General features: G+C 46.6%; 16 protein-coding genes and 1 riboswitch. Of the genes, 14 read left to right on the top strand and 2 right to left on the bottom strand.

Going from position 1 to position 19056, the window contains the following annotated elements; genetic code table 11:
• Positions 1-1357 precede the first annotated feature (1357 nt).
• Positions 1358-1456, top strand: a riboswitch (purine riboswitch).
• A gap of 70 nt (positions 1457-1526) precedes the next feature.
• The 5 genes from NSQ50_RS25710 to wsfD all read left to right on the top strand — a co-directional run bounded on the left by NSQ50_RS25710 (position 1527) and on the right by wsfD (position 8264).
• Positions 1527-2864 (top strand): 5'-deoxyadenosine deaminase, encoded by a 1338-nt coding sequence (locus tag NSQ50_RS25710; protein WP_076223493.1) that lies wholly within the window; start codon positions 1527-1529, stop codon positions 2862-2864.
• 129 nt (positions 2865-2993) lie between these two features.
• Positions 2994-3566: an RNA polymerase sigma factor gene (locus NSQ50_RS25705; protein WP_036679717.1), complete on the top strand. Its 573-nt coding sequence runs from the start codon at positions 2994-2996 to the stop codon at positions 3564-3566.
• Positions 3563-4735 carry a hypothetical protein gene (locus NSQ50_RS25700; RefSeq protein ID WP_143767978.1) on the top strand — a complete coding sequence of 391 codons (1173 nt, stop codon included), beginning with the start codon at positions 3563-3565 and terminating at the stop codon, positions 4733-4735. Before NSQ50_RS25705 ends, NSQ50_RS25700 begins: the two co-directional genes overlap by 4 nt.
• Positions 4736-4941: 206 nt before the next feature.
• The gene (locus tag NSQ50_RS25695) at positions 4942-6840 is read left to right on the top strand and encodes an LTA synthase family protein (RefSeq protein WP_036679714.1); all 1899 of its coding nucleotides are present in this window, start codon (positions 4942-4944) and stop codon (positions 6838-6840) included.
• An 8-nt stretch (positions 6841-6848) separates the two neighbouring features.
• Positions 6849-8264, top strand: coding sequence for a glycan biosynthesis hexose transferase WsfD (gene wsfD, locus NSQ50_RS25690; protein WP_036679712.1), 1416 nt, complete (start codon positions 6849-6851; stop codon positions 8262-8264).
• Between the two features lie 145 nt (positions 8265-8409).
• Here wsfD and NSQ50_RS25685 read toward each other — a convergent pair whose 3' ends face one another.
• Complete coding sequence (locus NSQ50_RS25685) at positions 8410-9168, bottom strand: AAA family ATPase (protein WP_038573143.1); 759 nt, start codon at positions 9166-9168, stop codon at positions 8410-8412.
• A 254-nt stretch (positions 9169-9422) separates the two neighbouring features.
• Here NSQ50_RS25685 and NSQ50_RS25680 point away from each other — a divergent pair, with 254 nt between their 5' ends.
• The 4 genes from NSQ50_RS25680 (at position 9423) to NSQ50_RS25665 (ending at position 13560) form a co-directional block, all read left to right on the top strand.
• The gene (locus NSQ50_RS25680) at positions 9423-10523 is read left to right on the top strand and encodes a CgeB family protein (RefSeq protein WP_076134231.1); all 1101 of its coding nucleotides are present in this window, start codon (positions 9423-9425) and stop codon (positions 10521-10523) included.
• Positions 10524-10577: 54 nt separating this feature from the next.
• Positions 10578-11693 carry a CgeB family protein gene (locus NSQ50_RS25675; RefSeq protein ID WP_036679773.1) on the top strand — a complete coding sequence of 372 codons (1116 nt, stop codon included), beginning with the start codon at positions 10578-10580 and terminating at the stop codon, positions 11691-11693.
• 53 nt (positions 11694-11746) lie between these two features.
• Positions 11747-11917: a hypothetical protein gene (locus NSQ50_RS25670; protein ID WP_155288192.1), complete on the top strand. Its 171-nt coding sequence runs from the start codon at positions 11747-11749 to the stop codon at positions 11915-11917.
• Positions 11918-12087: 170 nt separating this feature from the next.
• Positions 12088-13560 carry a glycosyltransferase gene (locus NSQ50_RS25665; protein WP_076223491.1) on the top strand — a complete coding sequence of 491 codons (1473 nt, stop codon included), beginning with the start codon at positions 12088-12090 and terminating at the stop codon, positions 13558-13560.
• 390 nt (positions 13561-13950) lie between these two features.
• On the opposite strand, the gene NSQ50_RS25660 is transcribed toward NSQ50_RS25665, so the two are convergent.
• Positions 13951-14343, bottom strand: a complete 393-nt coding sequence (locus tag NSQ50_RS25660) for a hypothetical protein (RefSeq protein WP_340949799.1) — start codon at positions 14341-14343, stop codon at positions 13951-13953.
• Positions 14344-14466: 123 nt separating this feature from the next.
• On the opposite strand from NSQ50_RS25660, the gene wecB reads away from it, so the two are divergent.
• Genes wecB through NSQ50_RS25635 form a run of 5 tightly spaced genes read left to right on the top strand, consistent with a single transcriptional unit; the run spans position 14467 to position 19054 of the window.
• A complete protein-coding gene (wecB, locus tag NSQ50_RS25655) occupies positions 14467-15561 on the top strand; it encodes a non-hydrolyzing UDP-N-acetylglucosamine 2-epimerase (RefSeq protein WP_076103696.1) in 1095 nt (364 codons plus the stop codon).
• Positions 15551-16537 (top strand): polysaccharide biosynthesis protein, encoded by a 987-nt coding sequence (locus NSQ50_RS25650; RefSeq protein WP_036679704.1) that lies wholly within the window; start codon positions 15551-15553, stop codon positions 16535-16537. The genes wecB and NSQ50_RS25650 overlap by 11 nt, the downstream gene beginning before the upstream one ends.
• Positions 16534-17373 (top strand): dTDP-4-dehydrorhamnose reductase family protein, encoded by an 840-nt coding sequence (locus NSQ50_RS25645; protein ID WP_076103694.1) that lies wholly within the window; start codon positions 16534-16536, stop codon positions 17371-17373. The genes NSQ50_RS25650 and NSQ50_RS25645 overlap by 4 nt, the downstream gene beginning before the upstream one ends.
• Positions 17370-18341 (top strand): NAD-dependent epimerase/dehydratase family protein, encoded by a 972-nt coding sequence (locus tag NSQ50_RS25640; RefSeq protein ID WP_076223489.1) that lies wholly within the window; start codon positions 17370-17372, stop codon positions 18339-18341. The genes NSQ50_RS25645 and NSQ50_RS25640 overlap by 4 nt, the downstream gene beginning before the upstream one ends.
• Entirely contained in the window at positions 18338-19054 is a 717-nt protein-coding gene (locus tag NSQ50_RS25635) for a glycosyltransferase (protein ID WP_036679699.1), read from the top strand. The genes NSQ50_RS25640 and NSQ50_RS25635 overlap by 4 nt, the downstream gene beginning before the upstream one ends.
• The last annotated feature ends 2 nt before the right edge of the window (positions 19055-19056 follow it).

Raw genomic sequence — 19056 nt, 5'->3', positions numbered from 1 at the left:
ATGAACTTAAACGTGGCATTTCCCCACATTTGGGAGGCTATAGGACTCCAGCGCAGCTATTGGTACAAAACACACCGCATATGGACCTGTTTCGAGGGAATAACGTCACTGGAGTCCGAAACCATGCTCAAAAGGCGAAAAATGTGCAAATAGCGTCATCTGGGTCCTTAAGCATCAGTGGCTGAGTATGACTCGACAGTAACGGACCCAGATGACCTTAAACGTGGCATTTCCCCACATTTGGGATGCTATCGGACTCCACCGCAGCTATTGGTACAAAACACACCGCATATGGACCTGTTTCGAGGGAATAGCGTCACTGGAGTCCGAAATCTTGCTCAAAAGGCGAAAAATGTGCAAATAGTGCCATCTGGGTCCGAAAGTATGGAGGATTATGACTCACCAGTGGTGTGGACGTAGCGAGAGCAGTAGAAGCAGAAGTAGATGTAGCAGTGGAGTAGGCGCATGGGGAAATTATCGGTGAAGAAGAAGGAGTAGTGTAGTAGTAGAAGTAGATGTAGCAGTGGATAGGCGCAAGGAGAAAGTAGAAGTACAGAAGTAGGAGTAGTGTAGAAGCAGAAGCAGAAGCAGAAGACGTAGCAGTGTAATAGTCGCAAGGGGAACATAGAAGTGCAGAAGTAGAAGTAGTGTAGGGACAGTAGTAGCAGAAGCAGTAGAAGTAGCAGTGGAATAGGCGCAAGGGGAACGTAGAAGTGCAGAAATAAGAGTAGTGTAGGAGCAGAAGCAGAAGCAGAAGCAGTATCAGTAGAAGTAGCAGTGGAGTAGGCGTAAGGAGAAAGTAGCGGTGCAGAAGTAGGAGTAGTGTAGGGGCAGTAGTAGTAGCAGAAGCATTAGACGTTGCAGTGGAGTGGGCGCAAGGAGAATGTAGGAGTGCAGAAGCAGTTGAGTAGCAGTAGGGAAGGCATAGGTTCAAAAGATGAATAGAGCTAGACGTACACTTTCGGGCTCTAACCTGTCCACCATACCGCGCTATATGCACAGCGGTTTACCACAAGGCGTTAGAGTAAGCAGAGATTGTCCGAAATGGCTGATCTAATCATTCGAAATGGCCGACCTAATCGTCCGAAACGACTGTCTCTTAAGCCATGAAATAGCTCTCGGATAGCTTATTTTCCATGTTTTCCTGACAGTAAGTCTGACACGATGCACAGCGTAGCATAATCGAAAATATTTTAACGTAAGAATTCGTGATCATAAAACGAATTAATGTTATTTTATGTAACGCAAAACGCTGATTTCCTTTTATAAAACACTATTTAAAATACATAATCGATATTGTGTGTCATGTATATTGACATGTAACCTGTCTTTAGATTATTATTGGACTATTCAAATTACAAATGAATAGTCTTTTTTTCGTATATCCTTAATAATTGGTTTAAGGGTCTCTACCGGGAACCGTAAATTTCTGGCTACGAAAATATGCTCAGGCATATTTTTGTGGCCTTTTTGTGTTACAGGCGTGAAGTTGTGCTGGAATTAACTCAATGAGGGGGAGAAGGGCTATGGGAAATATTTTGATCAAAAATGCCGAAATCATTACGATGAACAAGCAAGAGGAAATTTTACACGGGGATGTCCGGATTAAGGATGATCTCATCGTTGAAATCGGCACTGGCCTGATCCCGCAGGGTGACGAGAAGATCATTGATGCTACGAACCGTACATTAATTCCGGGTTTTATCCAAACTCATATTCATCTATGCCAGACGTTATTCCGTGGTAAAGGGGACGATCTGGAGCTGATGGATTGGCTGCGCAAACGAATCTGGCCATTAGAGGCCGCGCATGATGAAGAATCCTTATATTATTCGGCTATGCTTGGCATCGGCGAACTGATCACCAGCGGCACGACGACGATTGTGGATATGGAGACTGTCCATCATACGGATTTTGCGTTTCAGGCTATAGCTAAAAGTGGAATCCGGGCCTTGTCCGGCAAGGTGATGATGGATCAAAAAGGGGGAGATGTGCCTGAGGCGCTGCAGGAGGATACCGCATCTTCTTTGCAGGAAAGTGTCGATCTACTGGAAAAATGGAATGGTTATGGAAACGGCCGGATTCAGTATGCATTTTCTCCACGTTTTGTGATTTCCTGTACAGAGCTTTTATTAACCGAGGTGCGAGATCTGTCCGCAAGATACGATGTGAAGGTGCATACTCATGCGTCTGAGAATTTAGGGGAAATTGAGATTGTGCAGGCCATGACTGGCATGCGTAACATCGTCTATCTGGATCATCTAGGATTAGCCAATGAAAGGCTTATACTGGCGCATTGCGTGTGGCTGGATGCTGAGGAGCGGCGGATTTTGCGGGATCGAGGGGTGCATGTAAGTCATTGCCCGGGTTCCAATCTGAAATTGGCCTCCGGAATTGCGGACACACCAGGGATGCTTCATGAGCATGTTTCTCTTAGTCTGGGAGCGGATGGCGCTCCATGCAATAACAATCTGGATATGTTTAATGAGATGCGATTGGCGGCGATTATTCAAAAGCCTCATCACGGACCCACAACCATGGATGCCCGCAGTGTATTCCGTATGGCTACTATTGGTGGGGCGAAGGCCGTAGGGATGGAGGATAAGATCGGGAGTATCGAGGTAGGCAAAAAAGCAGATCTAGTGCTCCTGAATCTCTACAATTTTCATACCTTCCCCTCTTACGACGTAGATCCCATCTCTAGAATTGTATATTCCGCTACGCGGGCAGATGTGGAGACAACGATAATCGACGGGGAGATCGTGATGGAAAGAGGTTTGCTAAAGACTGTGGATAAAGAAATTGTACTAAATGAAGCTAACCGTTCTATTAAAAGATTACTTACGCATACCTCGATCGTTTGAGGAGAGAGGGCGATTCGGATATCTTTATTTGCAGGGGATCACTGGACCCCCTGTTTTTTTATGAGAAAATATGAACATAAGGGAACTAAAGTGCCTTTTATGAGGTCGTATTAAGTGAGGTGAAGCTAATTGGAACTGGAAGGTCTTCAGCATAGCGAGACGATGAATGAACAGCAACTAAGAGAAATCATGAGCCGTTACGGAGAGGATATATGGAATTATATCTATTATCTTACCAAAAATTCTGAACAGGCCGATGATCTGGCCCAAGAAGTATTCATTAAATGTTATTACCGGATTGGCACGTACCGGGGGAATTCTTCATTTAAAGCATGGTTGCTTGCGATTGCCAGGAATACTGTTTTTTCGCACCGGAAATCGCGCTTTTTTCGTTCGGGCTTATGGGGTGGTGTACAGCCATTGTCCACGGTTGATGTGGAGCAGCGGGAAAAAACTATTGAACCTCTTGGTATAGCCCGATCTGCGGAGATGGAGTATTTGGGTAATCAGTCCATTGGTGAGATATGGGATTTAATTATGGCATTGTCTCCCAAGCTGCGCGAAGTATTGGTCCTGGATTTGAAATATGAGCTCTCTATAAAAGAAATAGCTGAACTGATGAACTTGAGTCACGGAACGGTAAAATCAAGATTGCACCGAGCGCGGCAAAAAATTCAGAACAAATTAAAGGGGGTAGAATGATGGAGGATCATCAACCGGAATGGTATGCTCAGGCCCGAAAAGGACCTTTTGGAAATGAAAAGTTTACTATGAGGCATGCAGACAACGTCATTCGCCGTATTCAAGAAGATCAACAGGGAACGAAATCTTTTTCAGGAAAAAGACTATCTGTGCAAATGTGGGCTGTGGCAAGTTTTATTGTACTGTTGGGCTTAGGCATATTCTTTCTGAACGGAAGGTTCCTTGGTAATGAATCAAGCAACCCTGCGCAAACTGAGGTTTCGTCGCATTTCACGGAGGCTGAGCTACAGCGGAACGCAGATCAGGTGATGCAGAGTTTACTTGGAAAGACTTATCCGCTAGATCACCGGGAATGGCTTAAGGAGCAACAGCAGATATTTTACTCTTACCAGAAAGATGAGGACTCCGCATATATCTGGATCAATTATGTGACAGGAGAACTGGTGCAAACGAAGATGAGTACGATTCTGACAGCTGCGGAGATCGACGCTGAAATGAAAACCCGTGCGGAAGAGATCAAGGGCAAACTGGGTTATGCGAATGATTCAGCTTATGATGTGCTCAGATATGTTGAATATGATGCTACACAAAATTCTTCTGGCGTGAAAATTGAAAATAACTTTAGGGCGGAGAAATGGCGTATCGGATTTGTAAATGGTGAATTCGATTACGCATCAGCCACGCTTGAGGCCTCGGCGGTATCAGAAGAGATGCGTCAAGCTGGGGAAGAGGCATTGAAGATGTTGAGAGGTAACGGAGGTGATGAAGAGCTTAGTTTAGTATTTCGGGCTATGGACATGGATCAGGATAGACTTACGCTGCAATACGGATCAAAGGTTTCGGTTACGCTCGATACTGTTACTAGAAGGATTGAGCAGATTAGTGATACAAATCCTCGTGCTAGTGATAAAACAGATCCCAAACAACTAACGGTATTAGACCGTGAGCTGTCTCTAATTGATGGGGATCGCCTACGTGAGAAGGCAGCACCTCTGCTGACTAAGATATTTAGCGTTGCTGATGTGGGCGAATATAGCTTGCTTAAAAGAGATCAGGAGCCCGGGAATCTCACCTTTCATAAGCTTGGCAGTCCTGAGATCACTGTATATTATGATAGTGATTTAACGATCTGGAAGGTGAAAGAGGATTCGCCAGCAAGCCAGTCTTAGATTGAAGGGCATAACATAATAGGCTTAAATAGGGAGCTTCCACAGCCGAAAAGGCGTGGGGTTTCCCTATTTGTAGTGGAAGCGAACGGTGCACATTTTTGATAAAAAAAGTAAGTATTGTTATACTAGAACAATCTGATATTTTACAGAAAAGATGAATAGATTTCATAATCAGAACAAATGAAAAGGTAAGAGGGGATTAAAACGTGAAAAAGCACGGGCCGAATCGAGCTCAGTTCTATATTGTTGTCCTGCTGCTATGGTTGAAGCTGCTCCTGCTAAGAGTGCTGTTCTTTGATAGAATTGCTTGGGAGTGGATGGCAGCAGATGTTGCTCCAGTCCTCTTCATCATGGGGATTCTGACGGTCATTACTCCTTCGCGGGTGAGAACAGCCGTCTATTGGACATTTAACGGGATATTATCGCTGCTGCTGTTCGCAGCCAGTGTATATTTCAATCACTTTGGTTCTGTTCCGACGTATCTGGCTTTATATGAACTGAATCAGGTATTTCAAGTGAAGGCAAGCGTAGAATCAACGATACAGACTATTGATTATTTATTTTTCGCTGATCTTGTGATCATGGTGATCTATGTCTTGATCCGCAGATGGAAGCATGGAAAAGCCTATCCGCATGAGCGTGAGCGATTCAGCTCCCGGAACACACGATTGGCACATATGATGGTGATTCTGGTGGCTATTCTTGGAGGTTTTGCTTTTTCGGCCAATTCTGTCAATTCTGCGCGGGGAATTACAAATGAACTTGTGCAGGCAGAAAGTGCCGGATTCCTGAATTATGAGGTCGTTGCCGCAATCAAGGTCAAGGAAGATAACAATCTCATTGGAACCGGAGATATTAAGGATACAATCGCGAAGATTGATGAGCTGCAAGCTTCCTATCCTTATAGTAGTAAAGCCGCGGGCACAGCACCTGAGTATTTCGGCTCGCAAAAGGGCAAAAATGTAATTGTCATTCAAATGGAAGCTTTTCAAAACTTCCCGTTGCATCAATCCCTGAAGGGTCAAGAGCTGACTCCAGTGTTGAACAAGTTGGCAGATGAGGGATTTTACTTTCCCCATGTCTACCAGCAGATTGGTCCGGGCAATACTTCTGACGCTGAATTTATGAGCAACACGTCGATTTATCCAATCGGGACGTTGGCAATGTCCACTGGATTCGGGGACAGAGAACTGCCGAGCCTACCACGTCTGCTGAGAGATAAAGGATATGAGGCGTACACCTTTCACGTGAATCAAGTAGGCTTTTGGAATCGGAACGAGCTATATCCAGCGCTTGGCTTTAACGGTTATTATGACAAAGATTATTTTACTAATGATCATTTTAATGCGTTTGGTGCTTCCGATGAACAGCTTTATATTACGGGTGTCGAGAAAATGGCAGAATTGCAGAAGAAAGGAACTCCTTTCTACGCACAACTGGTGACGGCGTCCAGCCATCATCCCTTCCAAATTCCGGACTCTTTTAAGAAGATCTCAGTGCCTGATGAGTTGAAAAACACGATGCTTGGCGATTATTTGACTGCTATTAACTATACTGATTATGCCATTGGAACTTTAATAGAGGGTTTGAAGAAAAACGGAATGTGGGATAACACTGTGCTGGTGATGTATGGTGATCATTTTGGCTTGCAGCCGCAGGATGTTCCACCGGAGCAAGTGGAAAGTGCACTGGGGATTCCATACGATTCCCGGATCAGCCGCTTTAATATTCCATTGATTGTACATGTACCAGGAATGGAGCAAGGGAAGGTAGTAGAGCGAACAGGTGGACAGTTGGATATTCTTCCTACAATAGCTAACCTATTGGGGGTTTCTTTAAGGGAAGAAGGTTATACAGCATTTGGTCATGACCTCTTGAACATTGATCGTAACGTGTTAGGGATGCGGTATTATTTACCTTCCGGTTCATTTTTTAATGATGATATTCTCTATGTGCCTGGTAGAGATTTTGCTGATGGTGAAGCTGTGTCGCTGGATACGCTTAAGCCAGTATCGGATTTTACAAAATATCAGACTGATTATGATTATATTTTGAAGCTAATGAATTTGTCCGACGAATATGTGAAGCTGTTACCACAGAGATAGGGGGAATCATGAAAAAGTTCTGGAAACCGGAGTATCTCGTAGGCCTTGCCGGCTGCGGTATCATTATTTATTTGCTATTCGTAGGGCCATTTATTGGTGTTGCCGATAATGGAGATTTTCTGCGTATGATGAATACCATCGGTCTGAACTACTACGATACTGCTGCATCGTATGCCGATCAGTTTTTCAGCTTTAGCCATTCTCGTTTTGCGTATGAGGATTTGTTTAGGGGCTTTTATCCTTCCTCACAGATTTTTATAGTGCTTGTGCCGAGGTTGATCGGCGGGCTCATCCATGGCAGCTTTTTTGATGTTCGTTTGCTGGGTGCAGTTTATGGGCTTCTTTTACTGGCGGCAACTTGGCTGCTGGTGAAGTATAATGCTCGTGGCTCTTATGTTACAGGGCTGCTGTTGGGTGCAGCTATCTTATTTGTATTTTACGATATCGGGTATGTGGCCTATTTCAACTCCTTGTTTGGAGAACCGGTGTCGATGGTGTTTATGCTGCTGACATTTGCATTAGGATTAAGATTAACTAGCCAAGAGAAGCCAACCACTAAAGGATTAACTTTGTTTTTTATCGCGATTCTGTTTCTGGTCACCTCCAAAATCCAGAATGCACCGATTGGGATTGCCTTTGCTCTGATTTTCTTGCGGTTTATGATGCTTGACGGAGAGGGCAAATGGAGGAAGCTGGCTTTACGTTTTTCGATTGCCATCTTTCTTGTATCCATCGTTTTGTATGTGGCAGCGCCAAAAGATCTGAAGCATATTAATCTGTATCAAACGGTGTTTTTTGGGATTTTAAACGAATCGCCGGATGTGAAGGGAGACTTGCAGGATCTCGGATTACCGGAGCGGCTGGAGGTACTGGCGGGTACGAATTATTTTCAGACCGATACAGCGATTAAGCAGGATGATCCTTCGCTGGTTCCGGACTTCTATGACCGTGTATCTCATAAAGATGTGTTGTTCTTCTATCTGAAGCATCCGGACCGTTTGATAGATAATATGAAATATGCTGCGAGTAACAGCATGGCGATTCGCCCGTATTATCTAGGAAACTACGAGAAAAGCGAGAATAAACCAGCAGGTGCATTATCCTATACTTACAGTGGATGGAGCCAATTCAAAAATAAACATATTCCGCACACGCTCGGATTTCTCTCCATATTCTATCTGGTGTATTTTGCGGGAGCCTTGTTCCAGTATTTCCGCAGCAGAGATATTCGCGGCAAAATTGCCGGCGAGCTGCTGATGCTGCTAGGGCTAATAGGGATTTTCTCCTTCTTGGTTCCGATTCTTGGGGACGGAAGGGCTGACATCGGTAAGCATTTATTCTTGTTTAATGTGTGCTTCGATATGATGGTTGTGGTCATGTTTGGGTGGATTGTTCACAAGGTAGTGGGATTTGTAAGACGTTAGCTTATGGAACAAATCAAACAGCAAGTTTCCGATTATGGAGACTTGCTGTTTTTATTAAAATATAAGAATTTATATGTTCCATATTGTAAATTATCCTTATATTTCTCGCTTAAACGCTTACCGTCCTTATAGCCGTCGAAGGCGTTTATGCTTGTTCATCCTCAAATAACTCACGCAGCATCCCTTGACGATCGTTCATAAACGCTTTGGTCACGGTATAATGTTCAGTTTCCTCCAAGGCGACGGAACGTATTCCCTCCCCCTCCAAGAGAAAAATTTCAGCACCGGGATAGGACATCAGAATCGGCGAATGGGTAGCAATAATAAATTGTGAATCCTGCCCGACCAGCTCATGCATACGCACCAGCAGAGACATTTGACGTAAGGGGGAAAGCGCTGCTTCAGGCTCGTCGAGGATATAAAGACCGCGGCCGCCGAAACGGTGAACGAATGTAGCTAAAAAAGACTCTCCGTGGGACTGCTCATGCAGAGATTTGCCTCCGTAGGAGTCTTTGATCGGTGGGCCACCGGGTTGTTCATCCAACTCATCAATATAAGAAGCCACATTATAGTAACTCTCCGCACGTAGAAAAAAGCCGTCCTTCGGCCGTCTAACCCCTCTAGCAATTCTAAAATACTCATAAAGATTCGAATGCGAGGAACGAGTGTTAAAAGAAAAGTTTAGCGTTCCACCCTCAGGGTTAAAGCCCCAAGCAGCAGCAATTCCCTCTAACAAGGTTGATTTGCCCGTGCCGTTCTCTCCAACAAGAAAGGTCACTGGTTTTTGAAAAGTCAGGCGATCCAGCGTTCGAACAGCAGGCAGATGAAAAGGATAGGTTTGAAAGGATGGCACCAGATCACGCAGCAGCTCCGCGTGTCGCAAATACAACGTGGTGTTATTCATAGTTCCCCCCTTGTGAATTTCAAAAAATAATCATCTTCGGACAGATTGGACAGAGATGACAAGTTTAGTGCCTCTAGCTAGACCTTTATAGTATAACAGCATCCAGCGAGTGGATGAAATCTTGACGGGGTTCGGGCAAGCCGGGCAAAAGACAGGGTACATCTGCCAATTTAGTTCTAGTAATGACAGATGTCCATGAGGCGAGTGCTGACTCCGCATATAGTTATACTGTCTTGAGAATACAACGGGGCAGGGTGAAGGCCGTGAAAGCAAAAAGGAGAAAACACAAGCGTCCGCGAGATTATCGCGACGGTTATCACGAAGGATATCGTCTCGGCATGTGTGAGGCTGTGCAGCGTCGGAGTACTGTAGAGGTCGAAGCCTGTCGGCCATTTAAGCTAATGTATGTTCCTCAAGGGTTCCATGCAATCGATACTGGGGTAATTGAGGCGCTTCAGCAGCTTGTAAGTGAGCTTGTGATAAGCACTCCAGAAGCTATGCTGGAGACCGCGGCTCGGGAGATGCCCGGGGCAGTGCTGGTTATGAATGGACTGCATGTTTTTCCGGAAAATCATTTAGAACAGATTACAGAAATCAGAAAGCTGGGCATTCGGACTGCGATCTGGTTTGTGGATGATCCTTATTTTACAGAGGATACTTCAGTGATTTGCCGGCATTATGATCACGTCTTTACGCATGAGCTCGGTTGTGTGGAGTTTTATCAATCCTTTGGGGTTCCATCCGTTCATTATTTACCGCTTTGCGTCAATCCAAAGATGTTCTATCCACGCCGTACGGCACCGCAGTATAAGTACGACATTGTGTTTATTGGCAATGCATTTCATAATCGGACAGCGCTGTTTGATGAACTTGCCCCCTATCTAAAGGATAAGAAGGTGCTGATCGCTGGGGGGTTCTGGGAACGGCTTGCGACTTATGACCAGCTTGCCCCTTTTATTAGCAATGGCTTTATCCCGCCTGAGGAAACTGCGAACTATTACAGTGGCGCAAAGCTAGTCATTAATATTCACCGTCCGTGGGAGGAGGGGCAGGATAACCGGAATAGCTTCCGTTTACCATCACGCTCTATCAATCCGCGTACTTATGAGATCAGTGCCTGCGGTACTATGCAGCTTACGGATGTTCGTGAGGATCTGGGCAATTATTATCGACCTGGTTATGACTTGGATACTTTTGGCTCTGCTAAGGAATTGCAGGAGAAGATTGAGTACTATCTGAAGCATGAAAAAGAGCGCCGAATTTACGCTTTACGGGGACTACAGACAACCATGCGCAACCATACATTCACTGCGCGTTTGCCTCATTTGCTGAATGTGATTGCTTCAAGTGTATGAAATCTATAACGGGACAAAGGAGCGAGGATGATGATGAACAACAATGAATTTATTATGCCTGCACCACCGCTACCTCTGACACCTCCAGAGGAAGAAAAGCTTCGTGGTCGTCTGAGTGGTTTTAAGGGCGGATATGATGAGGGATATTTACGGGGGCGGCTTGCGATTTTGGATGGTCGGCCAGAAGAAGTATTTCCTGTACGGAATATTCATGTAATGTATGTGGCTTCTGGTAAAGGATATCCCTACTCTCCATTAGACGATGCAGTCCTCTACGCGCTGCAAAAATTAACCGCACAAGTCACGATAACGGATGTACGCCAAAACTTAGTGGAGTTAGCCGCCGCTCAAAGACCGGATCTGGTACTTGTGCTGGACGGTATGGATTTACCGCTTGAGCAGATCTCCGTTCTTCGGGCTAGCGGGATTAAGACAGCCATTTGGCTTACAGATGATCCTTATTACACTGATTTTACAGTTAAAATTGTGGCACATTACGATTTTGTGTTCACGCTTGAGCGTAATTGTATTGATTTTTATAAGGGACTTGGCTGCCCTGAAGTTCATTATCTTCCTTTTGCCGCTCACCGCGAGCATTACCGTCCAACTACAACACGTTCACCATTGAATCGCGAAGTTAGTTTTATTGGCTCTGCCTATTGGAACCGGGTTAATTTCTTCCGTGAGATTCTTCCGGATTTGATGAACTATAACACGGTGATTAATGGCATCTGGTGGGACCGTCTGCCTGAGGCGGCACTCTATGGAGATCGAATTGAGATTGGCAAATGGATGTCACCACAAGAAACCGCGGTAGCTTACAGCGGATCCAAAATCGTCATCAACCTCCACCGCTCGCACATTGATGAAGTAGTGAACAACAATACGCTTTCGATTCCGGCGGTATCTCCTAATCCGCGTACTTTTGAAATCGCGGCAACGGGTACGCTGCAATTAGTGGATGCCAGAGATGATATGGGATCCTTTTACAAACCTGGTGAAGAAATTGAGACTTTTGCAAGCCCTCAAGAAATGATGGATAAAATCCGTTATTACCTGACTCATGAGGAAGAACGCCGTGCGATAGCACTGCGCGCTTTTGAACGGACGCTTAAGGATCACACCTACACTAAACGTATACACCAGCTGTTAACAGTAATTTACGGCTAGGTCATATGCCCGAAAATGGAATGGAAATGTGCGCTTACCAGGGGACAGGTGTCGTGCCGGCATCTGTTTTTCCTCGATATACTGTAGAACCGAACCTCAGCTTATGCCTGTGGCCTGATGAAAAGAAGCAACGTCTGGAGCGGGCTTGTATAGCGGAGCGGAAGCGACTGGCTAGATTCGAGAGCAGAGTGGAAGCGAAGGGGCGAAGCTCGGGAGCGAAGTGAATTGACTGACGAGATTCTAGAGCTAAGCGGAAGCGATGTTGCGAGTCACAGGAGCGACCATTTTCAAAGAGAGTTTTACTGCGAAGGATAGAATTTAGCGCAAAGTTTGTAAATTTTTTAAGGAGGTGAATGGCTGCTCCAGGCCCCTCGTTAGGGAGCGCCGAAACGCCATGGCTGACAAAGCTACAATCGTCCTCTTTTCACATGTATCCAATACACGCAGTATTACGGGAGCGGAGAAGCTATTGTTGTTTTTCGCTCAGGAGCTTTCTCCGTACTTTAATTGTATCCTCGTTGCGCCTCAGGACGGCAAGCTGACTTCTCAGGCTCGAAGCTGTGGAATAAGTGTACAGTTGCTTTCGATTCCTCTTTTATATGGAATGTACACTCCTTATGCAGGGTTGGAGGCAGATGCTCAGAAATTCCAGGAAAGCAGGGAGTATCACGAGTTAACAGACTGGCTGAATTCCCTGCGCCCGGCGTTTGTTATTACAAGTACCTGTGTGCATGCTCTGCCAGCAATGGCTGCAAAGTCACTGGGCATTCCGGTGATATGGAAAATATCAGAGACGATAACAGACAATGAATATACACCTATTAGTGTAGGGCTGATTCATCGGAATAGTGATGAGATATTAGCTATTTCACAAACAGCTGCAGCTTGCTTTCCAGAGGACGTGAGAGCGGAAAAAGTGATCCAGCTGCCTCCCTCTTGGAATGATAAAGAGATGATGATTGAGGCTTGGAGCAAGCTTCGGAGCGAACGGCGGCGGGAATTGCGGGTTAAACCGCATGAACAGCTGGTCGGTTATATTTCTTCTTTTATCAACAAGGAAAAAGGGCTAGAACATTTTGTGAAAATGGCTGTGCTTGTGCACGCGGTTCATCCAAGCTCGAAATTTGTTGTCATTGGGTCTGCTGGTGATAAAAGCTACTATGAGCGTTGTGTCCGCAAGGTGAAGCTTGAGGGACTGTACACCCGGTTTAAATTTGTTGGTTATGCTGAATGCCTTCCATCCGCTTATTGCGCCATGGATGTGCTAGTGGTTCCTAGTCTGATCCGCGAAGGCTTCGGCATGACTGCTCTGGAAGGAATGGCTTTTGGAAAACCCGTGGTCGCTTACGACTCTGGGGGTTTACGAGAAATTCTGCACGCAGCGGGCTGCGGCGAAAATCTCGTGCCAGCATCGGACATTTCCGCGCTGGCAGAAAGAGTCAACGTCATGCTGGCGCAGCCAGGAATGGCGTTAACTATAGGCAGTCAAGCGCGGGAGCGCGTCGACGCCGTCTATGGTCCGGCGGCTTATCGGAGCCGCCTGCAGGGTCTTGCGGAGATGTGGAACCTCCGCTATTGCAGCGCACCCGCGGTGCGCGAGGCTGACAGAGTGGTGGTGGTGGAACCACCCGCTGTCCAGCCTGACTTACCCGCAGCGTCGCCGGCTTTGCCGCCGCGAAGCAAGGGCCTGCCGAGCCGCGTCGCCCGCAAGCGGCGCGACAAAGCCCGGGCGCGCCGGCGAAGCGGGCGCCCGTTGGTTTTGCGCCGCGTTGCTCGCAAGCGGCGTAAAGGTTCTGCCCGGCGGCGCAGCACCGCCGGGGGCAAGCGCCGCCGGGCCCGCCGCGGTGGACGGCGGCGCGCGGCGTAAATGCCTCGATTGCAGCGAAGTGGCAAGCTGAGTACAAAGAGAGATAAAAATGCTCTTCATTGAGCTCAATCCAGTAACCAGAGCAAAATGAACGGTAAAAATCCCGCAAAAAGAGCTCAATCCAGCAACTTGAGCGCAATGAACGGTATAAGTCCCGCAAAATGAGCTCAATCCAGCAACCTGAGCCAAATGAACGGTAAAAATCCCGCAAAATGAGCTCAATCCAGCAATCTGAACTCAATGAGCGGTATAAATCCCGCAAAATGAGCTCAATCCAGCAACTTGAGCTAAATGAGCGGTATAAATCCCGCAAAATGAGCTCAATCCAGCAACCTGAGCCAAATGAACGGTACATTTCCCGCTAAATGAGCTCAATCCAGCAATCTGAACTCAATGAGCGGTATAAATCCCGCAAAATGAGCTCAATCCAGCAACCTGAGCCAAATGAACGGTACATTTCCCGCTAAATGAGCTCAATCCAGCAATCTGAGCCAAATGAACGGTATAAATCCCGCAAAATGAGCTCAATCCAGCAATCTGAACGCAATGAGCGGTATAAATCCCGCAAAATGAGCTCAATCCAGCAACCTGAGCCAAATGAACGGTATAATTCCCGCTAAATGAGTTCAATCCAGCAACCTGAGCCAAATGAACGGTAAAAATCCCGCTTATAGAGCTCAATCCAGCAACTTGAGCTAAATGGACGGTACATTTCCCGCTAAATGAGCTCAATCCAGCAACTTGAGCGCAATGAACGGTAAAAATCCCGTTTAAAGAGCTCAATCCAGCAACTTGAGCGCAATGAACGGTAAAAATCCCGTTTAAAGAGCTCAATCCAGCAACCAGAGCACAGTCCGCTGACTGAGCCAAGTCAGACCATAATTAAACAGGCAGGGGAGTGAACTCATGAAGATCATGACGATTTTAGGCACGAGGCCTGAAATCATTCGCCTCAGTGTAATCATTCCGCTTCTCGACGAACATGCTGAGCGGCACATCCTGGTGCATACAGGCCAGAACTTCACCGCCAGTCTCAGCGGCATTTTCTTTGCTGAGCTGGGACTGCGGGCACCGGATTATGTGCTGCAGGATAAACAAGCAGGACTAGGCGGTCAGCTTGCCGCCATGTTCGGAGGGTTAGAAAGCATTTTACTAAAAGAACAGCCAGATCGTGTCTTGCTTCTGGGCGATACGAACAGCGCGTTATGCGCGATTTTGGCTGAACGTATGGGAATTCCGGTGGTGCATATGGAAGCGGGCAACCGTTGCTATGACCTCCAAGTACCAGAAGAGAAAAACCGCCGTGTCATCGACGCCGTTTCGACCATTAATATGCCTTATACGCAGCAGAGCAAAAGACATCTAATCAGCGAAGGTTTCCCCAGCAGGCGTATCGTGTTAACAGGAAATCCGATCCATGAGGTCATGACCCATTTTGAGCACAAAATCCAGACTAGCGACATTCTGGAGCAGCTGAAGCTTACCTCAGGACAGTATTTTCTAGTCACGGCCCACCGTGCTGAGAATGTAGACGATCCAGAGTCCCTTGTACAAATTATGTCGGGTCTTAACGCAGTGGCTGAGCATTTTGGAATTCGTTTAATATGCAGCATTCATCCTCGCACTCGCTCCAAACTTACCGAGCAATTTTCCCTTCCAATGAACCCACTAGTTGAATTTCATGAACCTTTCGGATTTTTTGATTTTGTCTATTTGGAACAGCACGCCTTATGTGCCATCACCGACAGCGGGACTGTACAGGAGGAATGCTGCTTGATGAAAGTGCCAACAGTTACGATTCGCAGAACGACGGAACGTCCAGAAACAGTGGATTGTGGCAGCAATGTAGTCTCAGGTGTAGATCAGAAAAGTATTCTGCGCAGCGTCAAGCTGATGACGGCGCTCAATCGGGATTGGGAGGCACCGGAAGGATACATGACTCCGGATGTTTCGGTCAAGGTAGTTAAATTCTTGCTTGGAGGGAACCTGCATGTTCAATAATAAAAGGATTGTGGTCACAGGCGGAACTGGTTCCTGGGGGCATGAACTGATTAGGCAACTTCTGCCACAAAATCCTAAGGAAATCATCGTATTCTCCCGCAGTGAATCCGCTCAAGTGGCGATGAGCCGGGAGTTTGAAGATCAACGTCTCAGCTTTATCATTGGCGATATCCGTGACAAGGATGCGCTGATTGCAGCCTGCCGTGGCGTTGATTACATCTTTCATCTGGCGGCGCTCAAACATGTTCCAGTCTGTGAAGATCAGCCTTATGAAGCACTCAAAACCAATGTAGTGGGAACTCAAAATGTGATCGAAGCTGCCATTGTAAATGGCGTTGAAAAAGCAATTTACATCTCTACCGATAAGGCTGCGAACCCATCCAACTTCTATGGAATGACCAAAGCGATCGGGGAAAAATTGTTCGTTTATGCCAATCTGATTGGCTCAAACACCCGGTTCGTTACTGTACGCGGAGGTAATGTGCTCGGAACGAACGGCAGCGTCGTGCATTTGTTCATGAAGCAGATTAAGGATAAGGGTCAGGTACGCATTACGGATATGAAAATGACCCGCTTCTTTTTTACCCTACGCGATGCTATTACATTATTATTTAAAGCTTCTGAGGTTAGCTTGGGTGGAGAAATCTTCGTCATGACTATGCCTACCTGCCGAATTATCGATCTTGCTGAGGTGCTGATTGAAGCTTCCGGAGAGTCCAATGTGAGTATTGTCGAAACCGGGATTCGTCCGGGGGAGAAAATCCACGAGATTCTGATGAGCGATTTCGAAAGCTTAACTACCGTTGTCTACGATGAACAGTATCTAGTAATTCTCCCTACGCTGAACATGCCGGAATTAAAGGCACATTATAGCGCTTATCCTCATGTCTCTTTCAATAGCTTCAGTTCAGAGACGAATCTGATGGATCGGGAAGAGATCAAAAGCATCTTGATCCGGGGAGGGTTCCTGCAATGAAGCTGCTTATCCTAGGTGGAAACGGTATGGCGGGGCATATGCTGGCGGATTATTTTCGCCGCCAGGGCAAGCATCACGTCTTCCATACAACCCGGGATAAGAGCGATCTTGGCGGGCTGTATGTAGATGCGAACGATATAGCCGGAGTTGAGAAGCTGGTCGATATCGTTTCCCCTCATTGCATTATCAATGCAATGGGGGTTCTCAATCAATTCGCGGAGCGTGACAAAATTGGGGCTTACCACGTGAATGGCTTCCTCCCTCATCACTTGTGGCGAAAGGCGGAGGATGTTCAGGCAAGGCTCATCCATATCAGTACCGACTGCGTGTTCGAAGGAACACGCGGAGGGTACACCGAAGAGGATGCTCCTGATGGAACCTCTGTATATGCAATTTCGAAAAGCCTCGGTGAGGTGCAAAAACCCGGGCATCTTACGATTCGCACTTCCATTATTGGCCCCGAAATCCGCTCAGGCGGTATTGGTCTGATGGATTGGTTCCTGGCGCAGAGTGGTAAAGTTTCAGGATACCGGCGGGTGATGTGGAACGGGGTCACAACGCTCCAATTAGCCAAAGCAGTGGATGTAATGCTGGATTCCTCCGTATCGGGGCTGATCCATTTAGCGCATCCAGAGCCAGTAAGTAAATATGAGCTGCTTCAGCATATTCAGGCGGCTTTTCATAAAGAAAATGTGGAGATCATCCCTGAGGATGAACATATTCAGGATCGTACACTAGTGAATACAAGAGCGGATGTCCTCTTGCCGCTGCCTTCATATCCTTTAATGCTGCAGGAACTGGCTGACTGGATGAAACAGTCAGAGATGTATTTATGACAGGGCAAAGACTTCTGATTACCGGAGCCGGTGGATTCACCGGGCAACATGCGGTTCGATTATTTTCGGCAGGAGGGGCTGAGGTTATCGCTGTATTGCGGCCGCAATCGACAGCTGCCTCCACTCTTTTTCCAGAAGGAGTAAAGATATATGTTTGTGATTTAAGTGACCGGAAAGCAGTAGCTGAGATGATCAAGCAAACTGCGCCGGACGCTGTCCTTCATTTGGCTGGGAAGAACTCCGTACCCGAGTCATGGCTTAATCCCTTGCTTTATATGGAGACAAATGTGATGGCCACCTTATATTTACTAGAGGCAATGCGAAGCTTGCCGAGCAGTCGGATTCTAGTGGCAGGCTCCAGACTTAAGTTCAAACCGGGTGTGGTGGCTGGGCCACCACACCCGTATAGCCTTAGCAAAACAATAGAAGAGCTGGTGTCCCTCGCATGGGGCACCTTATTTAAACAGCCGGTTCTGCTGGCTGAACCGTGTAATCTGATTGGTCCCGGTCCTTCCACCGGCTTCTGCTCTTTATTAGCACAGCACATTGTTCGAAGTGAAGTCCAGCCAGATGAGGAAATACCTCCATTTAAGCTCTCTTCTCGTTATGCGCTGCGTGATTTTTTAGATGTTAGAGATGCCGTTAGAGCTTATGACTACATTTTGCGTAAAGGTACAAATGGAACCATCTATCGCATCGATTCGGGGAAGCAGCGGGAACTCGGGGAGATCGCGGAGCAGCTGCTCAGTCATTCTGTAGGACCAGTGCCAATGGACTGGGGACCTGCAGATGCTGAACGGGCTATTTCAGAGATCGCAGCCACAGCGGATAAGAAGGTTCATTCAGAAGCATCAACCCCTGAGGCTGATGTGTCTTCACTGGGCTGGCGCCCGGAGATTGGGCTTAGACAATCGTTAATGGATATTTTGAATTATTACCGAGTTAACGGGGAGGGGAGGTTGTTATGAGACCGAAGGTTTCGGTAGTGATTCCTTTTTATAATTGTCCTTATATTGAACACGCCCTGCAAAGTGCGCTCTCCCAGTCTTGGGAACCTTACGAGATCATTATTGTCGATGACGGCTCGCACGCTCATAGCAATCTAATTACACCGTATCTCTCCCGAATTCATTATTTGGGCAAAGGCAACGGGGGAACCGCCTCCGCACTGAATCACGGCATTTTGAATGCAACAGGGGACTATGTGGTCTGGCTTAGTTCAGACGATTTATTTTATCGGGATAAGATCAACAATCAGGTTCTGTTCATGGAGCAGAACCACTTGTTAATCTCCTATACCAACTTTAATTATATTAACGCTCAATCGCAGCTGGTTCAGCTGAATGCTGCGCCATTGTTTCCTAGTCACCTGGATTACTTACGTTGTTTTTTACACGGTAATCCTATTAATGGCTGTACGGTGATGTTTAAACGAGAGGTGTTTGGAGCCATAGGGCTTTTTGATGAATCACTTCCTTACACACATGATTATGACTTATGGTTCCGCGCCATTCTGAACGGATATCCACCTGTGATGTTGAATCAATCACTTACAGCTTACCGGACTCATGATGGCATGGGAACGATCAAATATTTTGATGTAATTATGGCAGAGGCAGCTGCGACCAATGCCCGCTACAAGAATTCGCTGCAGCACTTGATTTCTTCTATGGGGGGCTGAAG

The sequence above is a fragment of the Paenibacillus sp. FSL R10-2788 genome (genome assembly GCF_038003885.1).
Lineage (GTDB): Bacteria > Bacillota > Bacilli > Paenibacillales > Paenibacillaceae > Paenibacillus_AQ > Paenibacillus_AQ odorifer.
Note: the sequence above shows the minus strand (reverse complement) of the source record. Positions and strands in the feature narration are given on the sequence as shown.

Coding starts and splice junctions, on each gene's coding strand:
- NSQ50_RS25635 (WP_036679699.1), top strand. CDS start 18,338: ATGAGACCGAAGGTTTCGGTAGTGATTCCTTTTTATAATTGTCCTTAT.
- wecB (WP_076103696.1), top strand. CDS start 14,467: ATGAAGATCATGACGATTTTAGGCACGAGGCCTGAAATCATTCGCCTC.
- NSQ50_RS25685 (WP_038573143.1), bottom strand. CDS start 9,168: ATGAATAACACCACGTTGTATTTGCGACACGCGGAGCTGCTGCGTGAT.
- wsfD (WP_036679712.1), top strand. CDS start 6,849: ATGAAAAAGTTCTGGAAACCGGAGTATCTCGTAGGCCTTGCCGGCTGC.
- NSQ50_RS25665 (WP_076223491.1), top strand. CDS start 12,088: ATGGCTGACAAAGCTACAATCGTCCTCTTTTCACATGTATCCAATACA.
- NSQ50_RS25640 (WP_076223489.1), top strand. CDS start 17,370: ATGACAGGGCAAAGACTTCTGATTACCGGAGCCGGTGGATTCACCGGG.
- NSQ50_RS25700 (WP_143767978.1), top strand. CDS start 3,563: ATGATGGAGGATCATCAACCGGAATGGTATGCTCAGGCCCGAAAAGGA.
- NSQ50_RS25675 (WP_036679773.1), top strand. CDS start 10,578: ATGCCTGCACCACCGCTACCTCTGACACCTCCAGAGGAAGAAAAGCTT.
- NSQ50_RS25645 (WP_076103694.1), top strand. CDS start 16,534: ATGAAGCTGCTTATCCTAGGTGGAAACGGTATGGCGGGGCATATGCTG.
- NSQ50_RS25710 (WP_076223493.1), top strand. CDS start 1,527: ATGGGAAATATTTTGATCAAAAATGCCGAAATCATTACGATGAACAAG.
- NSQ50_RS25650 (WP_036679704.1), top strand. CDS start 15,551: ATGTTCAATAATAAAAGGATTGTGGTCACAGGCGGAACTGGTTCCTGG.